Annotated in this window: 24 protein-coding genes; 14 read left to right on the forward strand and 10 right to left on the reverse strand. The window is 43.8% G+C overall.

Going from position 1 to position 19,970, the window contains the following annotated elements; all coding sequences use genetic code 11:
• Window positions 1-95 precede the first annotated feature (95 nt).
• Both CEF21_RS18605 and CEF21_RS18610 read right to left on the reverse strand, forming a co-directional pair.
• Complete coding sequence (locus CEF21_RS18605; protein WP_123918947.1) at window positions 96-1,298, reverse strand: aminotransferase; 1,203 nt, start codon at window positions 1,296-1,298, stop codon at window positions 96-98.
• A complete protein-coding gene (locus CEF21_RS18610; protein ID WP_123918949.1) occupies window positions 1,298-1,798 on the reverse strand; it encodes an Lrp/AsnC family transcriptional regulator in 501 nt (166 codons plus the stop codon). The genes CEF21_RS18605 and CEF21_RS18610 overlap by 1 nt, the downstream gene beginning before the upstream one ends.
• Before the next feature lie 227 nt (window positions 1,799-2,025).
• Between CEF21_RS18610 and CEF21_RS18615 the strand changes: the two genes are divergently transcribed.
• Window positions 2,026-2,853: an alpha/beta fold hydrolase gene (locus CEF21_RS18615; protein ID WP_123918951.1), complete on the forward strand. Its 828-nt coding sequence runs from the start codon at window positions 2,026-2,028 to the stop codon at window positions 2,851-2,853.
• 342 nt (window positions 2,854-3,195) lie between these two features.
• Here CEF21_RS18615 and CEF21_RS18620 read toward each other — a convergent pair whose 3' ends face one another.
• On the reverse strand, window positions 3,196-3,450 hold the full coding sequence (locus CEF21_RS18620) for a DUF1871 family protein (RefSeq protein WP_123918953.1): 255 nt from the start codon (window positions 3,448-3,450) through the stop codon (window positions 3,196-3,198).
• Between the two features lie 85 nt (window positions 3,451-3,535).
• On the opposite strand from CEF21_RS18620, the gene CEF21_RS18625 reads away from it, so the two are divergent.
• Complete coding sequence (locus tag CEF21_RS18625) at window positions 3,536-4,717, forward strand: MalY/PatB family protein (RefSeq protein ID WP_123918955.1); 1,182 nt, start codon at window positions 3,536-3,538, stop codon at window positions 4,715-4,717.
• A 210-nt stretch (window positions 4,718-4,927) separates the two neighbouring features.
• Window positions 4,928-6,229: an ATP-binding protein gene (locus tag CEF21_RS18630; RefSeq protein WP_123918957.1), complete on the forward strand. Its 1,302-nt coding sequence runs from the start codon at window positions 4,928-4,930 to the stop codon at window positions 6,227-6,229.
• 18 nt (window positions 6,230-6,247) lie between these two features.
• On the opposite strand, the gene CEF21_RS18635 is transcribed toward CEF21_RS18630, so the two are convergent.
• Window positions 6,248-6,805 carry a superoxide dismutase family protein gene (locus tag CEF21_RS18635; RefSeq protein ID WP_277423944.1) on the reverse strand — a complete coding sequence of 186 codons (558 nt, stop codon included), beginning with the start codon at window positions 6,803-6,805 and terminating at the stop codon, window positions 6,248-6,250.
• 180 nt (window positions 6,806-6,985) lie between these two features.
• A complete protein-coding gene (locus CEF21_RS18640; RefSeq protein ID WP_123918959.1) occupies window positions 6,986-7,174 on the reverse strand; it encodes a hypothetical protein in 189 nt (62 codons plus the stop codon).
• Window positions 7,175-7,311: 137 nt separating this feature from the next.
• Between CEF21_RS18640 and kapB the strand changes: the two genes are divergently transcribed.
• Window positions 7,312-7,689 (forward strand): kinase-associated lipoprotein KapB, encoded by a 378-nt coding sequence (gene kapB / locus CEF21_RS18645; protein WP_481747683.1) that lies wholly within the window; start codon window positions 7,312-7,314, stop codon window positions 7,687-7,689.
• A gap of 39 nt (window positions 7,690-7,728) precedes the next feature.
• Here kapB and kapD read toward each other — a convergent pair whose 3' ends face one another.
• The gene (kapD, locus tag CEF21_RS18650; RefSeq protein WP_123918963.1) at window positions 7,729-8,349 is read right to left on the reverse strand and encodes a 3'-5' exonuclease KapD; all 621 of its coding nucleotides are present in this window, start codon (window positions 8,347-8,349) and stop codon (window positions 7,729-7,731) included.
• Window positions 8,350-8,670: 321 nt separating this feature from the next.
• On the opposite strand from kapD, the gene CEF21_RS18655 reads away from it, so the two are divergent.
• The 3 genes from CEF21_RS18655 to CEF21_RS18665 all read left to right on the forward strand — a co-directional run bounded on the left by CEF21_RS18655 (window position 8,671) and on the right by CEF21_RS18665 (window position 11,254).
• The gene (locus tag CEF21_RS18655; protein ID WP_241156710.1) at window positions 8,671-10,548 is read left to right on the forward strand and encodes a transglycosylase domain-containing protein; all 1,878 of its coding nucleotides are present in this window, start codon (window positions 8,671-8,673) and stop codon (window positions 10,546-10,548) included.
• Complete coding sequence (locus tag CEF21_RS18660; protein ID WP_123920403.1) at window positions 10,541-10,948, forward strand: thiol-disulfide oxidoreductase DCC family protein; 408 nt, start codon at window positions 10,541-10,543, stop codon at window positions 10,946-10,948. The genes CEF21_RS18655 and CEF21_RS18660 overlap by 8 nt, the downstream gene beginning before the upstream one ends.
• A 69-nt stretch (window positions 10,949-11,017) precedes the next feature.
• Window positions 11,018-11,254: a DUF3977 family protein gene (locus tag CEF21_RS18665; protein ID WP_123918965.1), complete on the forward strand. Its 237-nt coding sequence runs from the start codon at window positions 11,018-11,020 to the stop codon at window positions 11,252-11,254.
• Between the two features lie 230 nt (window positions 11,255-11,484).
• Here CEF21_RS18665 and CEF21_RS18670 read toward each other — a convergent pair whose 3' ends face one another.
• Together CEF21_RS18670 and CEF21_RS18675 are read right to left on the reverse strand one after the other, a co-directional pair.
• Window positions 11,485-12,042 carry a DUF5366 family protein gene (locus CEF21_RS18670; protein WP_123918967.1) on the reverse strand — a complete coding sequence of 186 codons (558 nt, stop codon included), beginning with the start codon at window positions 12,040-12,042 and terminating at the stop codon, window positions 11,485-11,487.
• Window positions 12,043-12,109: 67 nt separating this feature from the next.
• On the reverse strand, window positions 12,110-12,343 hold the full coding sequence (locus tag CEF21_RS18675) for a hypothetical protein (RefSeq protein ID WP_123918969.1): 234 nt from the start codon (window positions 12,341-12,343) through the stop codon (window positions 12,110-12,112).
• Between the two features lie 216 nt (window positions 12,344-12,559).
• On the opposite strand from CEF21_RS18675, the gene CEF21_RS18680 reads away from it, so the two are divergent.
• From CEF21_RS18680 to mnhG, 7 genes are read left to right on the forward strand one after another with little or no spacing between them, the layout of a single operon-like run.
• The gene (locus CEF21_RS18680; protein WP_123918971.1) at window positions 12,560-14,962 is read left to right on the forward strand and encodes a Na+/H+ antiporter subunit A; all 2,403 of its coding nucleotides are present in this window, start codon (window positions 12,560-12,562) and stop codon (window positions 14,960-14,962) included.
• Window positions 14,959-15,396: a Na(+)/H(+) antiporter subunit B gene (locus tag CEF21_RS18685; RefSeq protein ID WP_123918973.1), complete on the forward strand. Its 438-nt coding sequence runs from the start codon at window positions 14,959-14,961 to the stop codon at window positions 15,394-15,396. Before CEF21_RS18680 ends, CEF21_RS18685 begins: the two co-directional genes overlap by 4 nt.
• Complete coding sequence (locus CEF21_RS18690; protein WP_123918975.1) at window positions 15,396-15,737, forward strand: Na(+)/H(+) antiporter subunit C; 342 nt, start codon at window positions 15,396-15,398, stop codon at window positions 15,735-15,737. Before CEF21_RS18685 ends, CEF21_RS18690 begins: the two co-directional genes overlap by 1 nt.
• A complete protein-coding gene (locus CEF21_RS18695) occupies window positions 15,730-17,211 on the forward strand; it encodes a Na+/H+ antiporter subunit D (RefSeq protein ID WP_123918977.1) in 1,482 nt (493 codons plus the stop codon). Before CEF21_RS18690 ends, CEF21_RS18695 begins: the two co-directional genes overlap by 8 nt.
• Window positions 17,212-17,216: 5 nt before the next feature.
• Window positions 17,217-17,693 carry a Na+/H+ antiporter subunit E gene (locus CEF21_RS18700; protein WP_123918979.1) on the forward strand — a complete coding sequence of 159 codons (477 nt, stop codon included), beginning with the start codon at window positions 17,217-17,219 and terminating at the stop codon, window positions 17,691-17,693.
• Complete coding sequence (locus CEF21_RS18705; protein WP_123918981.1) at window positions 17,693-17,977, forward strand: Na(+)/H(+) antiporter subunit F1; 285 nt, start codon at window positions 17,693-17,695, stop codon at window positions 17,975-17,977. Before CEF21_RS18700 ends, CEF21_RS18705 begins: the two co-directional genes overlap by 1 nt.
• Window positions 17,961-18,326, forward strand: a complete 366-nt coding sequence (gene mnhG / locus CEF21_RS18710; protein WP_123918983.1) for a monovalent cation/H(+) antiporter subunit G — start codon at window positions 17,961-17,963, stop codon at window positions 18,324-18,326. Before CEF21_RS18705 ends, mnhG begins: the two co-directional genes overlap by 17 nt.
• Before the next feature lie 322 nt (window positions 18,327-18,648).
• Here mnhG and CEF21_RS18715 read toward each other — a convergent pair whose 3' ends face one another.
• Together CEF21_RS18715 and CEF21_RS18720 are read right to left on the reverse strand one after the other, a co-directional pair.
• The gene (locus CEF21_RS18715; RefSeq protein ID WP_123918985.1) at window positions 18,649-19,032 is read right to left on the reverse strand and encodes a PaaI family thioesterase; all 384 of its coding nucleotides are present in this window, start codon (window positions 19,030-19,032) and stop codon (window positions 18,649-18,651) included.
• Window positions 19,033-19,289: 257 nt separating this feature from the next.
• On the reverse strand, window positions 19,290-19,964 hold the full coding sequence (locus CEF21_RS18720; RefSeq protein ID WP_164462243.1) for an SIMPL domain-containing protein: 675 nt from the start codon (window positions 19,962-19,964) through the stop codon (window positions 19,290-19,292).
• Window positions 19,965-19,970 lie beyond the last annotated feature (6 nt).

Below are 19,970 nucleotides of genomic sequence, written 5' to 3' on the forward strand. Positions count from 1 at the left end.
ATAAACGGGGGGGAATACTAAAACCATCAAAGGCTTTCTAGTATTCCCCCCTTTTATTATCTGACAAAGCGAAGCGGCTTTGTCCTTTTTTTTGTTCAAAAATCCTGAAGAGTTCTCAGAGGTGCGGCTGCCCCATGCCTTCTTTTCATAAAAGCAGACATCCTTTTCAATGCTTCTTTAAGCTGGGGAAGCGAGGAAGCATAGGAACAGCGGATATACCCTTCTCCGGACGGGCCAAAAACGTCTCCCGGGACTACTGCTACCTTTTCCTCCAGAAGCAGCTGCTCAGCGAATTCTCCGGAAGTTAACCCCGTATATTCAATAGATGGGAACGCATAGAATGCTCCGCCCGGTGTCTGGCATGGATATCCCGCTTCATTCAGTGACCGGACAAAATAGTTCCTTCTTCTCCGATAGTCTAATTTCATCCGCTGCACATCTTCTTCCCCATTCCGAAGAGCTTCTAATGCAGCATGCTGAGACATCGTTGGGGCACACATCATTGCATACTGGTGAATTTTGAGCATACCCTCCAATAGTGGTGCAGGGGCAGCTGCAAAACCCAGTCTCCAGCCAGTCATTGCAAACCCCTTTGAAAACCCGGATATGGTAATTGTTCTCTCCTTCATGCCCTCGAGTGAGGCGAAGCTTGTAAATTCTTCGTCATAGCTAAGCTCCGCGTAAATCTCATCTGAAATGGCAAGCAAATCATATTTCACTAAAATTGCGGACAATTTCTCCAGATCTTTTTTGCCCAGGCTTGAACCGGTCGGATTATTCGGCGAACAGATCAGAACGGCTTTTGTTTTTTCTGTAACGGCTTTTTCAATTTGGCTCGGAAGCGTCTTAAAACCGTAATTTGCATGAGCCGGAACGTACACCGGAATTCCTCCGGCCAGTTTAACAAGAGGTCCATAAGCAACAAAGCACGGCTCCGGAATGATGACTTCATCACCGGGATTAAGAATGGCTCTTAATGACAGATCCAAAGCCTGGCTCGCCCCTACTGTGACCAGTATTTCATGATCCGGACTGTAAGCCGTCTGAAATTTTCTTTGGAGGTAATAACTGATCTCCTGCCTCAGCTCCAGTATTCCGGCATTAGCTGAATAAGACGTATAGCCGTTTTCCAGAGAGAGGATACAGGCTTCCCTTACACTCCATGAAGTAACAAAATCAGGTTCTCCGACCCCCAGTGAGATGACTCCTTCCATACTTGCTGCGAGATCAAAAAACTTCCTGATGCCTGAAGGCTTAAGCTCAGATACACTGCTGGATATAAATCGCGAACTATCCATTATGGAGTTACCACCATCCGCTTATCCTCATCCCCTGTACCATAGATGCGTCCATCGTGTTTGTATTTTTTTAAAATGAAATGAGTCGTTGTGGAAAGAACGGAATCAAGAGCCGACAGTTTTTCTGAAACAAACCTCGCCACCTCAGACATAGATTTCCCTTCAATCACAACGCTTAAATCATATGCACCTGACATTAAATAAACAGACTGAACCTCTTTAAAACGGTAAACACGTTCAGCGATTTCATCAAATCCCACACCCCGCTTAGGTGCTACTTTCACATCGATCATGGCCGTAACCCCTTCATGGCCATCTACTTTTCTCCAGTCAATTGCCGCTGCATAATCAATGATAATTTTTTCCTGTTCCAATTTATGAATAATCTGACCGGTTTCCTCTTCAGAAATGCCTGCCATTTTTGAGATTACGGTGATTGGCAGCCTGCTGTTTCCTTCCAGGATTTCCAGCACCTCAGTTTCTTTGTCGCTCAGCTTCATGCTATTCCCTCCTGTGTTAAAATCTTCAGAACATTATAACATGAAAATGAATATCAATGACTGAAAATTCTGTTTTCCGAAATCGTTTTAGGGGTATTTTTTACATGAGTGGGACCCTGTTTCAAGGACACAATAATAAAAAATCGGCCAAACTTTGTTCATAAAGGACATGTTTCGCCATTTCTTACAAATACCTGTTACTAACTATCATTGCTGGAGTGTTGATTATGAACCCGACTTTTTTTCATTCTACAATGAATCTGCAGGGCATCAATATTCATTATGAGCTTTATGAAAAACATCCCGAAAAACCGACGATGGTTTTACTCCACGGTTTTTTATCTTCCACCTTCAGTTTCAGAAGACTGATTCCGCTTTTGCAGGAAGAATTCAGGATTATCGCTATAGATCTTCCCCCATTTGGAAAAACGGAAAAATCAATCCGTTTTGTTCATTCTTATTCCAATATGGCAAAAGTAGTCATTGAACTGCTGGAAAAGCTTCAAGTAAAAAATGCGATTCTGGTGGGTCATTCTATGGGAGGACAAGTGTCCCTTTATGCAGCAAAGGAAAGACCGGAGCTCTTCAAAAAAGTGGTGCTTCTATGCAGCTCCGGCTACTTAAAGCGAATGAAGCATTACATGATTTGCGGTTCTTACGTTCCTTATTTTTATCTTTGTATTAAGCACTGGCTGTCCAGTCAGGGCGTTTTCAAAAATCTCTGCAATGTTGTTTATGACCAGTCCTTAATTGACCAGGAAATGATGGACGGCTATTTACAGCCTTTTGCAGATGACAGAATCTTTATGGCTTTGACACGGATGATCCGTGACAGAGAAGGAGATCTTTCTCAGGAGGACTTAAGGAAAATTGAAGTGCCAAGTTTGTTGATTTGGGGGCAAGAGGATAAAATTGTGCCGGTGGAAGTCGGGAGAAGAATGAGTAAAGATTTGCCCAATGCATCACTGTTTGAATTAGCTCAAACCGGACACCTCGTTCCGGAAGAAAGGCCGCTGCATGTGATGGACAGAATTATGAATTTTTCCCATGCATAAAAAAGAAGGGCTGACTCATTAATAAGGGTCGGCCTTTTTTAATTGTGACGATAATAAGGACATCTTTTAGAGGGAAATAACCGAATTTCTTTCAACGTTCGTTTCGGTTTTTTTGCCTCTGTGCCGCGCCCTTCCTTTCTAAAAGGCTATGTTAAATAGGTTGCCATGGCCCTTGGCGGTTTCCTTCATACCTGAAGCTCACCGCCCGCCAAGCGGAAAGAGAGCACCTGAACCGGAAGCAAAGGTTTAAACAGTAAAAGGGGCCCTGCTCCGCTGATTAAAGGGCGATTTCACCTGATAGAAGGGTATTATTTTCTCCTTCATTAACCCTCTATCTTTTGATCAGCAGCCCGCCTGTTCCTTAATTGCTAGCAGCTGTACCGCCATTTTCATGCACTCTTCCATTGGAATCCATTTTTCAGAAGAGTGCTCATAAATTGCCTGAATTTTTTCAGCAAGCATGCCGGGCTGGTCCAGAATATGAACAGCCTGAACCACGTCCACTGCTTCTGTATCATGAAATCCTTCACCGAAGCCAAAAGGATCCCATTTATATAAAATTTCCATCATGATCTCATTCGCAGCTTGCGTTTCCATTTAATCATCACCCGTTGCTTATTTTTGCAAATTCATTTTAACACATTTACCATAGTAGTGAGTAAACCGTATATGAGGTGAAAAAATGAGTCAATTTGATGAAGTCATTCAGCGCCAGCAAACGAATTCTGTAAAATGGGACTTAACAGCAGAAATATTCGGGAGATCTGATGTCCTGCCAATGTGGGTGGCGGATATGGATTTCAAAGCTCCTCCTGAAGTTCTTGAAGCTTTGAATAAAAGAATCGGACACGGGGTATTCGGATATTCCTCAATCAGCGACAAGACAAAGAACGCCGTGATGGAATGGAGTAAAAAAAGAAATGGATGGAGCTTTGAAAAAGAAGCGATCCTATTCAGTCCTGGAGTTGTAACCGCTTTAAGCCTTGCCATTCAGACCTACTCGGCTCCGGGTGAAAAAATTCTTCTGCAATCACCCGTTTATACACCTTTTTTCGATATGGTTAAACGGAACGGCCGCATCGCTGTGAACAGTCAGCTTATTCTTCAAAACGGCCGCTATGAAATAGATTTTGATGACTTGGATGAGAAAATGGGGAATCCGGACGTTAAACTGATGCTGCTGTGCAATCCTCATAATCCAGGCGGCCGCTCATGGAAGAGGGAAGAATTAATCAAAATAGGACAGCTCGCTCAAAAACATGATGTGCTGATCGTCTCGGATGAAATTCATTCCGATATGATGCTTTTCGGCAATAAGCATGTTCCGTTCGCTTCCATCAGCAAGGAATTTTCAGACCTTTCCATTACCTGCTTCGCTCCGAGCAAAACCTTTAACCTTGCGGGTCTCCAGGCTTCCATCATGGTGATTGAAAACGACTCTCTGAGAAGAAGAATGGATGAAACCCTTCACAGGCTCGGATTTTTCACACTAAATGCATTAGGAAGTATTGCCATGGAAACAGCCTATCGCTTTGGCGGAGAATGGCTGACGGAACTGACCTCCTACCTTGAAAAAAATATAAACTATGCCATGAAGTATATCCAAGATGAAATCCCGGGGATTAAGGCCATAAAACCTGATGCTTCTTATCTTCTATGGCTTGACTGCAGGGACCTTCACCTTGATGACAAAGAGATAAAAAGACTTCTGCTTCATAAAGGAAAAGTTGCCTTAGAGGAAGGAACAAAATACGGACCCGGCGGCGAAGGATTCGTCCGGCTTAATGCAGGCTGTCCGCTTGAGACTCTAAAAGATGGTCTTTCCCGAATTAAAACAGCCTTCCACCGGGATCCTGAAAGATAAACCGCCTCATCCGGCTATTATCGCACGGATCCTTGAGACATTGTCCCTTCTCAAACATCTTTTGCTTCATCCATATTTATAGGAGCCGCTGCTTCAAGGAAGATTACAATCTTTTAAGCGGGCTTCTTTTTTTTGCTGGAGCCCCGCTTAAAACAGCATATTTTTCCTGGTAATGGTATAATAAAACCATCACTTTTATAGGAGACCGTTATGGAGAATTTAAAGGATTTAATTTTGCAAGTGACGTTTATCCTGTTCCCCATCTATCTCTATCAGGCACTCTGGCTTAACCGGCCATCTCCCAATATTCCTAAGCCCAATTTAATTTTAATTTATTTGCTTTGCAGCCTGTCTTCCATCATGTGCATGATTTTTCCGATTTATGTTCTTGACGGAATTCCGTACGGTCTTCATTACATCCCTTATCTTGCTGCCGTTTTATACGGGGGGCCGCTGACAGGTATTTCGGTTGCCGCAACAGGGATGCTGTACCGTTTGTACTCAGGTGGAGATATCATATGGCTTTCCATCATCGTGACTCCTCTGTTTCTAATCTTTCCCCTTATGCTGCACTCAAAATGGAACAGCTTTCGGATTCAGACAAAGCTTTCGCTCGGTGTCATGCTCAGCGGAACAAAGACCATACTCACTTACACAGTAAGCTATATTTTAACGATTTACGGATTTCCCTTTTTGCTGGCAGATAACCTTCTCGATTTGTTATTAAGCTTCCTTTTGTTTACTTTTGTCCTGCTATTGACCATTTATTGTGTTAACTCAACGAAAGAAAACGCTTTCCTCCGGGCCCGGCTCATAAAATCTGAAAAACTTTCCATCGTGAGTGAACTCGCAGCAAGCGTCGCCCATGAAGTTCGCAATCCGCTCACAGTCGTAAGGGGGTTTATTCAGCTCATTGGAACCGACCGGACAAGAATGGATCCAAAAAATGATGAATACATCTCCCTTGTCCTCTCTGAATTGGACCGCGCCCAGGAAATCATTACGGATTATTTAAATCTGGCAAAACAGCAGTATTTTGAAAAAAATGAGCTCTCCTTAAGCCAGCTGCTCGATGAAGTCGTTAAAATCATGACTTCCTATGCCAATTATAAAAATGTCCATTTTAAAAACAGTATTGCTCCTAATTTATACGTGTATGGAGATGCTGCGAGACTTAAGCAGGTTTTTCTGAATTTACTTAAGAATTCAGTTGAAGCCGTATCGGAATCAGACGGCGAAGTGAAAATATCCGCCTATTCTTCCCACGAATTTATCCGCATCAAGATCAAGGACAACGGAATCGGAATGACACCGGAGCAGCTCGAAAGAATCGGAGAACCCTATTTTACGTTAAAGGAACGCGGCACGGGACTCGGTTTAACGGTCACATTTTCAATTGTAGAGCAGCATGACGGAACCATCCGGTTTAAAAGCGAACCGGGGGCCGGAACCTCCGCAACCGTTTCTTTGCCAATCTGCGAACTGAAGGACCGTCAAGCATCTTTACAGTAAAAAAGCCCTGAGATTCAATCAGGGCTTTGCTTCGATATCGATTTCTTTTTTATCCCGGCGGTTCGCTTCCTTCTCCGTTATTTTTCCGCAGGCAATCCTTGCACCGGATTCCCCCGCAGGCTGAGACATTCCGTCATCTTTCGTTTCCGTAATGACGAGGGATGTTCCTCCTTTAAATAGAAGCGAGTTTTTCGAACCTTTTTTGAGCGTCAGCTTCGGTCCCATAATTTCCGCCTGCGTTTTCCCGTCACTGTCTGTTATGATATTGGGCAGATCACCCAGATGGGCCCCTTCCGGATTTAGAAGTCCGTGTTTTTTATTGTCAGGATTATAATGGTCCCCTGCTGTGACAAAGTCCGGTCCTTCGCAGTCCGGATTTTGATGAATATGGACACCGTGCTCTCCAGGCTGAAGGCCTTCCAGTACGATATCAAACTTCACTCCCTCAGGCTGTTCAGACAATTTAACGGTCCCTAATGAATCCCCATCCTGATTAAATAATTCCGTCCCCATCGAAGTCAGATCCTCCTGACCGCAGCCTCCCATAAGCAGCAGTGCAGCAGATATGCACATCATCTTTTTCACAGCCGTCCCTCCATCCATAAGTTTCTGGTAAGCATTAGTTTTTTCATAGGATGGGTGATTTATGCAGAAGCTGAGAGAACAATGAAAGGGTTCAGGAAGACGAAGCTTCTTCACAATGGCCCGCAGGCATAGAGTCCATAGAAAAACCGCTGGGCGCAGGCCTGTCAGCGGTCACTGTTCTTCGTCATTCATATGCTTGTATTTTTCATTAACTTCCCGTTCTTCCTTTTTCGAAAGCCTGATAATCATACGGAAGACAAGGACAGCCATTAGCAGGAAAATAGCCATATTAAAGGCCGCAGGTATATACTCCGTTTTATCTTCAGGAAAATATAGAAACAAAGATAGGACAAAACCCATGTAAGCGGATCCACCTTTCTTGCAGAGTCTTGTCTCCACTATACCTCCTGATGGGGATTTATACCATATCCTTTTGCTTCTCTCTCCCTATTTTATGATAAAATAACTAAATCCCCGAGGAGAGGAGCTTAAGATTGATGGAATTTCAGCCAGGTGATCATGTTACAGGAATTTATAAAACAGGCAAATACGCAGGTATTGTAACCGCAATACGCCCGATGCATATCCTTGTCCAGGTAAAGGCTGTTCTGAAGCATCCCGCACAGGGTGATCTGCACAGCCCAAAAGATGCGGACGTCCCTCTTTTTCATGAAAGGAGAGCGCTCAGCTTTAATGAACAGACGAATGTACCGAAAAATATGGTGAAACCATTTGACGGAGATTTCCCGAATTACAGTGAATCTTTGCGGGAATCTATTGAGAGCCTGAGGGAAGTTCTCAGCGGAGATGATTCCATGTGGGCCCAAAAATCCCTTGCAAATCTTCAGCAGCTTGAAAAAGAGTACACATTTTAAAAAACATAAAGCCAAATCACATGGTTTAGTGATTTGGCTTTATGTTGCAAACTTATTGAGAAGTTTGGAGAAATCAACACGATCCCCGATCGTGGTCGGATTTGGCTTTTCAAGATATCTTTTATCTTTTTCAATCAGATTATAAATTTTCATCGTTGTCAGCGCGTCATCCAGAGCACGGTGGTGCTGCCCCGTTCCTTTCTTGCCATATTCTTCAACCGCTTTCCAGAGACCTGTCTGATTTCTGTCCCCAAAGAACTTTTTATATTCCATAGATAAATCGACGAACTCATCTAGTTCAAAAGGGAAAGGACAATGGTTTTTCTCGCAGTTCATCCTTAAGACCTTCATATCCATGTTTCCCCACGTAACTACTTTTTTGGGACAATCCAGCTTGCTGAGCGCTTTAATCAAATCAGAAAAGGACATTCCCTGATCTACTTGCTCCTGGCTGATTCCCAAAAATGATTTGCATCTTTCCGTCAGCCGTTTCCCTTTAACAGGCGAAACAAAAGAAGAAAATTCCTGCTCTACTTTCCCATTTTTGAAAAATACAAGACCTGCTTCAATAATTTCAGCATAAAAGCCTTTATTGCCTGAATTCCTGTCCGGCATGCTGAATTCAAAGTCAATAAAAAGCAGGGGTTTCGATCCATTCATGCTTATCCTCCTTTCTTTTATTCATTTTATTACCATTATATCACCGCCCTTCTTAATTTAACTGTATTTTTAGAAAAATTTTCATTGGAAAAGCACACATTTTTTCTGCACATTCACCTTGTCTCTGTGCGCGAAAATTTTCTTCTCGGATTTGGAAAACAATGCTAGGATAAAATCATACTTCCAGCAGCGGTCCCCTATTTTTCCGATTCTTATCCCCACAAATGGGATGCTTTATTCTTATCGGGACTGCTCCGGTTTTGTTTTCCCCACCTTTCCTTCTTTCCTCTGCAAAAAGCCAGGGATGGCTGGTTGAGAATAATGAAGGAAACGGATTCTAATAGAAAGAGTGTGACTGTATTGCGAAAATGGTTTGGATGGATTTTTATCCTGTTATTAATTCCTTTGTTTTTATTTCTGCTGCTTAGCTCCGGACAGGCTGTTGAAAGCCTGAAATCCATTCCTGCCGCACTGGATGAAAGAATTCCTCTCAATCAGGCGCCTGCTGTTTTGAATAGCTATATAAAAGATTCGGAAGGAGCCGTGATATCCGAACTGAAAACGGAAGGTCAAAACAGAATCTATGTTCCGGCCTCACAAATCCCTCCGCAAATGAAAGAGCTGTTTCTGCAGTCGGAAGATAAACGCTTTTACGAACACGCAGGTCTGGATTTTGAAGGAACGGCAAGAGCCCTCCTTGTAAATGCCAGAAACAATTCCCTTGATCAGGGCGGAAGCACCATTACCCAGCAGCTTGCCAGAAACTTATATTTAAACCATGACCGGACTTATAACCGCAAGCTGAGCGAACTTTTGATCTCGGTCCAGCTTGAAAGGAAATGGTCTAAGGAAAAGATCCTGGAAAGCTATTTGAATACGATTTATTTTCAAAATAATATCTACGGAGTCGGGGCAGCAGCGGACTATTATTTCAGCAAACCGCTGAAAGCACTGACTACTGCGCAAATGGCGTACCTTGCAGCTATTCCGAACAACCCTTCTCTTTATAACCCGCTGAAACATCCGGAAAAGACGAAGAAAAGGCAGGAACGCCTTCTGGAGCTCCTTGCCGAAAGAGGGATGCTGACTGCGGGTCAGCTGGAGGAGGAAAAGAGCCGCAGCATAAAATTAAATCTTAAAAAGAAGCAAGAACCGTATCCTGATTATACCGACTATGTGATGGAAGAACTGAAGCAGGCGGTTAAAGTTAAGGAAAAGCTCACAGATCCTGAACAAATCAGCCAAAAAACCCGGGAATGGATCCAATCAGGAATCACGATTGAAACTTACTTAAGCCCATTCCTTCAGGAGAGAATGTACAGAGCCAATGAAGCCTACCTGACAGAGGGGCATCAGTCTGCGGCGGTGATGATTGATCATCAGACTCATCAGATTGTTGCGATGAGCGGCGGAAACCATTATAAAAAACATGAGTTTAATCGGGCCTTTCAAGCATACAGACAGCCTGGTTCGGCCATTAAGCCGCTGCTTGATTATGTTCCTTATATTGAAACAAAGAAGGCGGATAAGAACAGTCTGATTAATTCGGACCGGCTGTGCATCCAAGAGTTCTGTCCCGAAAACTATTCAAAAAAGGAATACGGATGGGTCACTATGGAGAAGGCATTCAGCCAGTCATACAATACCCCGGCGGTGAGAATGCTGAAGGAAGTCGGGATTGGGCGGGCCATGAACTATCTGAAGCCCTTTCACTTTAAAGGAATTGCGCCTTCAGACGGTTATGCTGCAGCTCTCGGTGGTGTGGAAACCGGTGTTTCTCCTCTGGAGCTGGCCAATGCATACACCTCTTTCGGCAACGAAGGACAGTATCAGCCGGGAAGAGCAATTAAGCGGATTCTTGCCATGGATGGAACCGTTTTGTTTGAATGGAGAGACCGGCCCGTCCAGGTCTGGAGTAAACAAACCAATACAGTCATGAGAGATTTGCTTCAATCTGTTATTAAAAAAGGGACAGGAAAAAAAGCATCCTTTGAGTCGGCCTATCTTGGGGGGAAAACAGGAACGACCTCCGACTACTATGATGTATGGTTCTCCGGCTTGTCCGACCGCTATACGGCTTCCGTATGGTTTGGAAAAGACAAAAACGGCTCGATCCAGTCGATTTACGATCAAGGGAGCCATTTGAGGTATTGGAAAATGATCATGGGAGGAGATGAGCAAGCTGGTGCCGATCGGTAAGGAAGAATCCCCCCTCATTTTATTTGATGGTGTCTGCAATTTTTGCGAAGGGGTTGTCAAATTTATGATCAAGCGCGACAAAAAAGAAGTGTTCCAATTTGCTTCCCTTCAATCTGAAGCCGGACAGAAGCTGCTTAAAAAACATCAGCTGGATCAGGAAAATTTCGATACGTTCATTTTATCTTATCAGGATCATATCTATGTGAAATCAGAAGCTGCACTGAAAACCGCCGCACTTCTCCCCTTCCCATGGAGCATATTTCGGATTTTCCATGCCGTCCCGAGACCGGTAAGGGATGGCCTTTATTCCTATGCCGCGCGGAACCGGTATAAATGGTTCGGCAAAAAAGAGAGCTGCATGATACCTGATCCATCTGTAAAAAACCGATTCTTAAAATAAACCTGTTCTCGTAAGTATTGTTGCTATTTTGACAAACAGCATTTTAGTCTTTAAAAAGGAGATGCGGATTTGAAATTCGTTGAATTTGGACTAGGAAACAAGTGGCTGATAAGGACGGAAACAGAATTAAGTGATGGCAGCGAATTTGAAGAAAAAGGAATCGTGCGGCCGATCAAACCTCAATCCTTATATTTAAGGGTTTGGATAGGAAAAACAGTTACTATCTTTGACTCAAAAGAAGGTTTCAAAAAGGTAAGAAAGAACCGAAATGAAGTCAAAATAATATTGGGGATTAAGAGTCTATAAATTTTATGTTAAAAAACAGCCATCTTTGCGAAAATAGCCTGAAATAAATGCTCTGTCAACTTGCCGGCTGACTGCAGCTGGCAGGCGTTCACTTATCCTAGCGGGCGGTGAGCCCCTTCCCGGCATGCAGCACTGTGGATCTCACTGTGCCGCTGTTCCGCTGTTCCACGGGAGCCTCAGACAAACTACAAAAACAGCCGTCTTTTCTTCACTGGAAAAGACGGCTGTTTTTATATCGGCAAGCTATTGATGACGCCATTATAAAGACGGAGGAATAAATAGAACAAGCCAAGGGTAAATACAAACCAGAATAAAATATTGAACAACACCATTCCAATGAGGGACCAGGATGTCACCATTGAGCTTGCCTGATAGATGGTGAAGACAAAATAGCACAGGGTTGATAAGAGGAAAACCGCCGCAATCACCCAGCTGAATTGGACGAGGAAAAGGGAAACCGCTCCTCCCGCGAGATAGAATGCCGACCCTGCCCTGATTTTTTTCAGGGTCACTCCCTCTTTATCCTGTGAGAAAAACAGAAAGGAAAGCTCTGTCACCGTATTGGCGATTAGCTTCAGGGCAGCAAAAACCATAAAATAGAAAAGAGCAAAAAGAGCAAATAAGGCAATCTTCATTTCACTTTCTGAAAAGAAATCGAGCATACTGCTGTATATCCCGACTTTTTTTAGCAGCTCTGACACATACATCACAGTCGAAATGGAAAAGGATGTGCTGAAAAGCAGCAGAGAGATTAAAGGAAAATAGCTGGTAAAGTATGTATTTCTCATAAGGACGTCCCTTCCATAAGCATTCCTTTTCATTATGCTCAGGAGGGAAAAATTTGTAAAGTCCCTTTTAACGGGAAAGGACTTTCACATACTCTCGGGGTTCGAAAGTTTCTGTCCAGAGCGGCTCACGATTATGCCACGTTCCTGAAAAACTTTCTGATTCCATCTCACTTACCAGCCGCTCCGTTTTCATAATATACGGATTGGTATATTTTTTGTCCAAATGAAGCTGGGCAAAATATATGAATATGAACAGAACAGTGAAAATAGCCAGTCCCGCTGCAGCTTTACGTTTCTTCATCGATATCACTCCTTACTGATCATCATCGCTAGAAAATCTTTACGTTATACAACATGTTCATCTTTTGGTATGATTATTATGAGTTCATATGACCTTGAAAATTCTTGATAATATTTTCCAAAAAGCTCATACTAAAGCGGAACTTTGCTATCCAGAAGGGAAATTATACGTCGGACAATGGCCGTACTGATCAGCGGCTAAGATTGGAGGAAAAACATGTCTTTTTTGCATTTAGCCATACTTCTGCCTTTTATCATGGCTCTTTTTGTTCCATTCTTTTATAAATGGTTCAAAAACATACATACAGGATGGTTTGTTCTTATACTCCCAATTATCCTCTTTATTTACTTTTTCCAATACATTAAGCCTGTGAGCAGCGGCAGCAATACATACTCTACCGCTGACTGGATCCCCTCCCTGGGCATTCAGCTCACCGTTTATATGGACGGACTGGGTCTTTTATTTGCTCTGCTTATATCGGGAATCGGTGCACTCGTTATCCTTTATTCCATTTATTACTTATCAGGAAAAAAAGAAGAGCTTCACAAATTCTATGTGTATCTGTTGCTGTTTATGGGTGCCATGCTTGGAGTGGTCCTGTCGGACAACATGGTGGTTCTATACACGTTCTGGGAACTCACAAGCCTCTCATCCTTTTTGCTGATTGGATACTGGCATACCCGGGAGAAATCTAGATATGGTGCACTGAAGTCCATGCTGATCACCGTTTTCGGCGGATTGTGCATGCTCGGCGGCATCATCCTTCTTTATCTGGTGACGAATACATTCAGCATTAGAGAAATGGTCACGCAGGCACCTATTATTATGGAGCATGCCTATTTTCTCCCTGCGATGCTGCTGTTTTTGCTGGGGGCTTTTACAAAATCCGCTCAGTTTCCGTTTTACATCTGGCTCCCTGATGCCATGGAAGCGCCGACCCCTGTCAGTGCCTATTTGCACTCAGCCACGATGGTAAAAGCAGGAATCTATTTAACTGCCAGATTCACACCGGTCTTCGGCCTTGCTCCGGAATGGTTTTGGCTTGTAACCGGCATCGGAATTTTTACGCTCGCCTGGGGATCATTCCATGCTATAAAGCAAACAGATTTGAAAGCTATACTCGCTTTTTCCACCGTCAGTCAGCTTGGATTAATCATGTCGCTGCTCGGTGCAGGAGCGGCATCGCTTCATTTTGAATCCATCGATAACAATGTTTTTACAATCGCAACCGTTGCTGCAATCTTTCACCTGATCAATCATGCAACCTTCAAAGGGAGCTTGTTCATGGTCGCCGGGATTGTTGATCATGAAACCGGTACGAGGGATATCCGCAGACTCGGCGGATTGATGACACTTATGCCGATCACCTTTACGATCGCAATCATTGGAGCATTTTCCATGGCCGGCATTCCTCCGTTTAACGGATTTCTGAGCAAAGAAATGTTTTTCACGGGAATGGTCAATCTCTTGGAATTTGACTTATTCAATGTAGATACATGGGGCATTTTATTCCCGATTTTAGCCTGGATCGGAAGCATTTTCACTTTTATCTACAGCATGATCATTGTATTTAAGCCATTCACTGGAAAGCATCAGCCGGAGAAATTGGAGAAAAAACCGCATGAAGCACCTTTTGGAATGCTGATTTCTCCCATTATCCTTGCTTCACTCGCTGTATTGTTTGGAATTTTTCCAAATGTGCTTTCCTACAGTTTGATTGAACCTGCTGCTGCATCCGTCCTGCCTTATTTATTAGAAGAAGGAGAGTCCTTCCATGTACATATTTCCCACTGGCATGGATTCAAAATAGAGCTGTTTATGACGCTTGGTGTAATCGTACTTGGCCTTCTTCTTTACATTTGGCTGGCAAAATGGAATAAGATATACAGGCTTTTCCCTCAAAAATGGACATTGAATAATGCATATGACCGCTCTTTAAGAGGACTGGAGAAAGGGTCGCTGAAAATCCAGGAAGCTTACATGACTGGTTTTCTCCGGGACTATCTGGGATATATTTTTACTTTTGCTGTTCTGATGACAGGGTGGGCCTTATTTTCCAAATCGGCTTTCTCATTTAAGACCGATGGAAATGCACCTGTAGGGGTTTATGAATTTGTACTGGCTGCCGTCATGGTAGCAGGGACCGTGACGGTTCTGTTTGCAAAATCAAGACTCACTTCCATTATCGCTCTTGGATCAGTAGGCTATGGCGTTTCGCTGTTTTTTGTCTTCTTTCGGGCACCTGATCTTGCGTTAACACAGCTTGTCATCGAGACTGTCTCGGTCGCTCTTTTTCTGCTTTGCTTCTATTACTTGCCTGAGCTGCAGAAACGCGAAAAGCTGCCGTTTAAACTGACTAATTTTATAATCTCTCTCGGCGTCGGTACAGTCGTTACTCTGGTGGCCTTATCTGCAAACAGCCAGAGAGTTTCAGAAACCATCTCAAAATATTTTATTGAAAACAGCTACAAAGAAGCAGGCGGCAAAAACATGGTCAACGTCATTCTTGTTGATTTCAGGGGGTTTGATACCTTGTTTGAAATTACCGTGCTCGGAATCGCCGCACTCGGAATTTTTTCCATGATCAAGCTCCGGATGTCCAGGGGGGAAAAATCATGAAACGAACCAACTTAAAAACAAATGACCTCATCTTGCAGACGGTCGTAAAAGTTGTATTTTTCATCATCTTTATTTACTCGGTCTATATCTTTTTCGCCGGGCACTACACTCCGGGGGGCGGATTCGTCGGCGGCCTGATGACGTCATCTGCCATCGTCCTCTTGCTGCTTGCTTATGATGTAAAAACCGTCGCAGCTGTCATACCCTTTAACTTTCTGAAAATCGCGGCTACCGGTCTGCTTCTTGCCCTTGGTACCGGTATGGCATCCTTTTTCTACAAAGTACCGTTTCTGACTCACGCTCACGGCCCGGTACACCTTCCTTTTTTCGGAGAGGTTGAGCTTGCCTCTGCCACTGCATTTGATCTGGGGGTATATTTGGTTGTTGTCGGGGTTACGATGACCATCATTCAAACGATAGGAGAGACCGAATAATGGAAGTCATGATGTCAATTGTATGCGGAATTTTATTTATGGCCGCCACTTATTTAATGCTCTCAAAAAGTCTGCTTCGGATCATTATCGGGACAGGCCTCCTCAGTCATGGCGCTCACCTGCTGATTTTAACGATGGGAGGGCTGAAGGGCGGAGCGGCTCCGCTGCTTGGGGAAAAAGCAAAAACATATGTTGACCCGCTTCCGCAGGCCCTGATTCTGACAGCCATTGTTATAAGCTTTGGTGTCACTGCCTTTATGCTTGTCCTGGCGTACCGCTCGTATCAAGAGCTTGGTACAGATGACATGGACCAAATGAGAGGAACTGATTCACATGAGTAATAACCTGGTTATGATGCCGCTCATTCTTCCATTAATAGCGGGCATCCTATTAATTTTCTTTAATCGCAAACCAATTCTTCAAAGAATAATCAGCACGGTTTTTTCTCTGGCTGCTCTTATTTTTTCACTCATTCTTACCGCTTCTGTCTATCAGAGCGGAATTCAAATTGTAGAGATTGGCGGATGGGCTCCGCCTTACGGTATTACGTTTGTGGCAGACATGTATGCAAGTCTGCTTGTCCTGACCACTAGTCTTATAGGGTTAACAGGTATCCTTTACTCGTTCAGGACAATCGGCAGGGAACGGGAGTACTTTTTCTATTATCCGGCGGTTCAGTTCCTGCTGGCGGGTGTTACCGGCGCGTTTTTAACAGGAGATATTTTCAACCTGTTTGTCTTTTTTGAAGTTCTGCTAATGGCTTCCTATGTATTAATGGTATTGGGCGGCACAAAAAGGCAGCTGCGGGAATCCATCAAATACATTGCAGTAAATGTCTTTTCTTCGGCGCTGTTTGTTATAACAGTAGCCTTTCTCTATGCGGTCACCGGAACGCTTAATATGGCGGATCTGAGTGTGAAAATCAGCGAAAGCGGACAAACCGGATTGCTGACGGTTATCGCCATTTTATTCCTTATTGTGTTTGGAATGAAGGGAGCCATTTTCCCTCTTTATTTCTGGATGCCGGGATCTTACAATGCCCCGCCGGCCGCTGTATCTGCGCTTTTCGGCGCCCTTCTCACCAAAGTAGGGGTTTACGCCATCACCAGAGTGTATACACTCATCTTTATTCATGACCAGGCCTTTACCCACGGGCTGCTGGCCTGGCTTGCTGCTTTGACCATCCTTTTCGGTGTGATCGGGGCAATCGCTTATTGGGATGTCAAAAAAATTGTGATCTACAATATTATTACTGCGGTCGGAGTGATTCTCTTCGGAGTAGCAGCCGCTAATCCTGCCGGAATTGAGGGATCCATTTACTATTTGATTCACGATATGATTATAAAAGGCGCTCTGTTCTTCCTGGCTGGAATCATGATCAGCATTACAGGAACTTCTGACCTGAGAAAAATGGGCGGATTGATTCACCGCTATCCTGTCCCTGGATGGATGATGTTTGTGTCCGCCATTTCACTTGCAGGCATTCCCCCTTTAAGCGGATTTATCGGGAAATTGAAAGTGATTCAGGGAGGATTTGAAGCGGGCGAATATGCCTTCGCTTTTGTCGTCTTACTGTCGAGTCTGCTCGTTCTTTACTCTGTGATGAAGGTATTCATTCATGGTTTCTGGGGCGAGGAAAAACCCATTCAAGGGAATCCTTCTGTCAAAGGAATGGTTTATCCGGTGGTTATTCTCGTCGCATTGTCTGCGGCAATCGGATTGGGAACGGAATTCATTGCACCTTTTGTCACCCAGGCAGCAGAAACCCTATTGGATCCGTCTATTTATATTGATGCCGTTTTGAAGGAGCAGTGATGCAAATGGCTTTCCAAGTACTATTGAATTTTTTTATCGCGTTTATGTGGATGTTTCTACAGAATACGTATACCCTCGGCACATTTGCCGTCGGCTTTTTCTTCGGATTGCTGATGATTTTTGGGATGCGCCGTTTTTTCTCAAGCCGGTTTTACTTTTTAAATGTACTGGCGGTTCTGACTCTGCTCATGATTTTTATTAAAGAGCTTATAAAAGCGAATTTATCTGTACTGCAAATTATTCTGACTCCTAAAATGAAAATGACACCCGGTATTTTTGCTTATCAAACCGAGCTGAAAAAGGATTGGGAAATAACCGTTCTGTCCAACCTGATTACCCTTACACCGGGCACACTTGTCGTAGAGGTATCGGCCGATAACCAAACCCTCTATATCCACGCCATGGATATCGGCAGTGCAGAAGAAGCAAAAAAAGATATCCGCGACTCATTTGAGAAGGCCATTAAGGAGGTAAGCCGCTAATGTTTGATATGGTTATGATGCTGTCTTTGCTGATATTAGCTGTCTCTACGCTCTTTTATTTTTACCGTCTGGTAAAAGGGCCTACTGTACCGGACCGTGTTGTCGCTCTTGATGCTATCGGCATTAATCTGATTGGAATGACCGCCGTCATCTCCGTTGTTCTGAAAACCAATGCCTTTTTAGATGTTATTCTCTTGCTCGGAATTCTTGCTTTTATTGGAACGGTGGCCTTTTCCAAATTCCTTGAGAAAGGAGAAATCATCGAAAATGATCGAGATCAGTAAATTTATTATTGGCGCATTCATTCTCCTCGGAGCTTTGCTTTGTTTAATCGCATCGATCGGGGTCCTTCGTCTGCCTGATGTATATACCCGCAACCATGCTGCTTCTAAAGGTGCAACACTCGGAGTGATGAGCTTGCTGCTTGGTGTTTTTCTCTATTTTTTCCTCGTTCAGGGCCATTTTAATTCAAGGGTCCTCCTCGGCATCGTGTTTGTGTTTATCACGTCTCCTGTTGCCGGGCATTTAATTATGAGAGCCGCATTCAATACAAACGTGCCTTTGTGGGAGAACAGTGTCCAAAACGATTTGCAGAAGAAAAAAGATGAAGAAATGAACCAGCATGACAGCTGAATCTGAGCGCTTCGGCAAAATAAAGAAGCGATCGGAAGGCAAGCGCAGCCTGTCCAGAGAGTGTATTTAAATGGCTTATCAGCTATTTGACTGCGCAGGTAAAGCTTATTCCAATTTAGTGCGGGGTGGGCGGTCCCCCCTCCTCCTCAATCACACTGACACGAAAACAGGGAAACGCTGAGAATGCGTCTCCCTGTTTTTAAAATAAACATTTCCGCCTTTCTTTCATAGTTATCTGGAATTGCCAAGCTGGTTTTGAAAGAAACTGCTGCCGTCTTGAAGCCAATACAAAAAAGAGCAGCATCAGCACTGCTCCTTCTCTCTATTTTTTCTTAATAACCGCCATCGTGCATCTCGAAATGCAGATAAGCTGATCATCTTCATCCGTAATCTTAATATCCCAAACCATGGTTGACTTCCCTTTGTGAAAAGGGACCGCCCTTGCGGTAACAAAACCGTCTTTTTTAGACCGGATATGATTGGCGTTAATTTCTAAGCCAACACAAATTTCTGTCTCCTGGTCAATAAAATGGAAGGCGCCTATACTGGCAGCCGTTTCAGCCAGTGCGACAGATGCTCCCCCATGCAAAATACCGAATGGCTGGCGGGTTCTTTCATCTACTGGCATTACCGCTACTACACCTTGATCAGAAACCTCTTTTACTTCTATCCCTAATGCTTCAATCATTGTATTGGATATATCCATTTCTCCCCCTCCTTTCTCCTCATCCCATCTTCTATCATAACGCGTTCCCTGCGAGTATGTCTGTTATTTTTTTAATACGTTTGCCACAAAACAAAAATAAACAGCCAGCAAAAACAATGCGGGCAGCGCCGCCAAAATATTCATTTCATCCCCCTAATACGATTCACTCATAATGAATACCATCATACGGGATGAATATCACTGCAATATTGAGAATTTGTTTATTTTTTGTAAAGTTCTGCTAGATGGAGACGATTTTAGCCATAGCGATATTGAACACGCACCTCTGCCGATACCGTTAATGAACCCGGAAAGACAGGGGAGGGGGAGGACGCAGACGCCGCAAATGCACTGGCTTCCCTTTCAAATGGAACAGAGCCTTTTGAAATTTCTGTCACTTTTACCGGTACAGACTGAAGGGAAACCTGGTAGCTCTGAGTAAGAACCACAGCTTTTTCATACCCCTGCTTAACCGCCTCTCTCAGCGCTTTTTCTAAATAAACTTGAGTATTCTCAAGCTGAAATTGGACACGGTCTACCCGATTTATCCCGTTATTTACAGCTGTATCGACGATGGCGCCAATCTGGTCAAGCTGATTGGTTTTTACCGAAAGCAAATTGACTACCTCATATCCTTCAAGTGTTTGTTTCCCATCCTGAAAAGAATACTTCGGGGAGATATTATAGGAAATAGTTTGAATATCTCCTTTATCAATCCCCTGTCTGTAAAGAGCATTCACTGCTTTTTCCAGTCTTTTTTTGTTTTCGTCCTGTGCCGTCTTAACATCCTGGGATTCCGTCACAATCCCGAGCTGGATGAGAGCTGTATCAGGATTTGCTTCTGCGCTCCCCTGGCCGGTAACCTCCATAATATGGTCTTTCCGGTCCCTCGCCTGTCCTCCCGGAACCTGCATATACCCTCCATATTGCATACACTC

Source organism: Bacillus sp. FJAT-42376, assembly GCF_003816055.1.
Classification (GTDB): Bacteria; Bacillota; Bacilli; order Bacillales; family Bacillaceae; genus Metabacillus_B.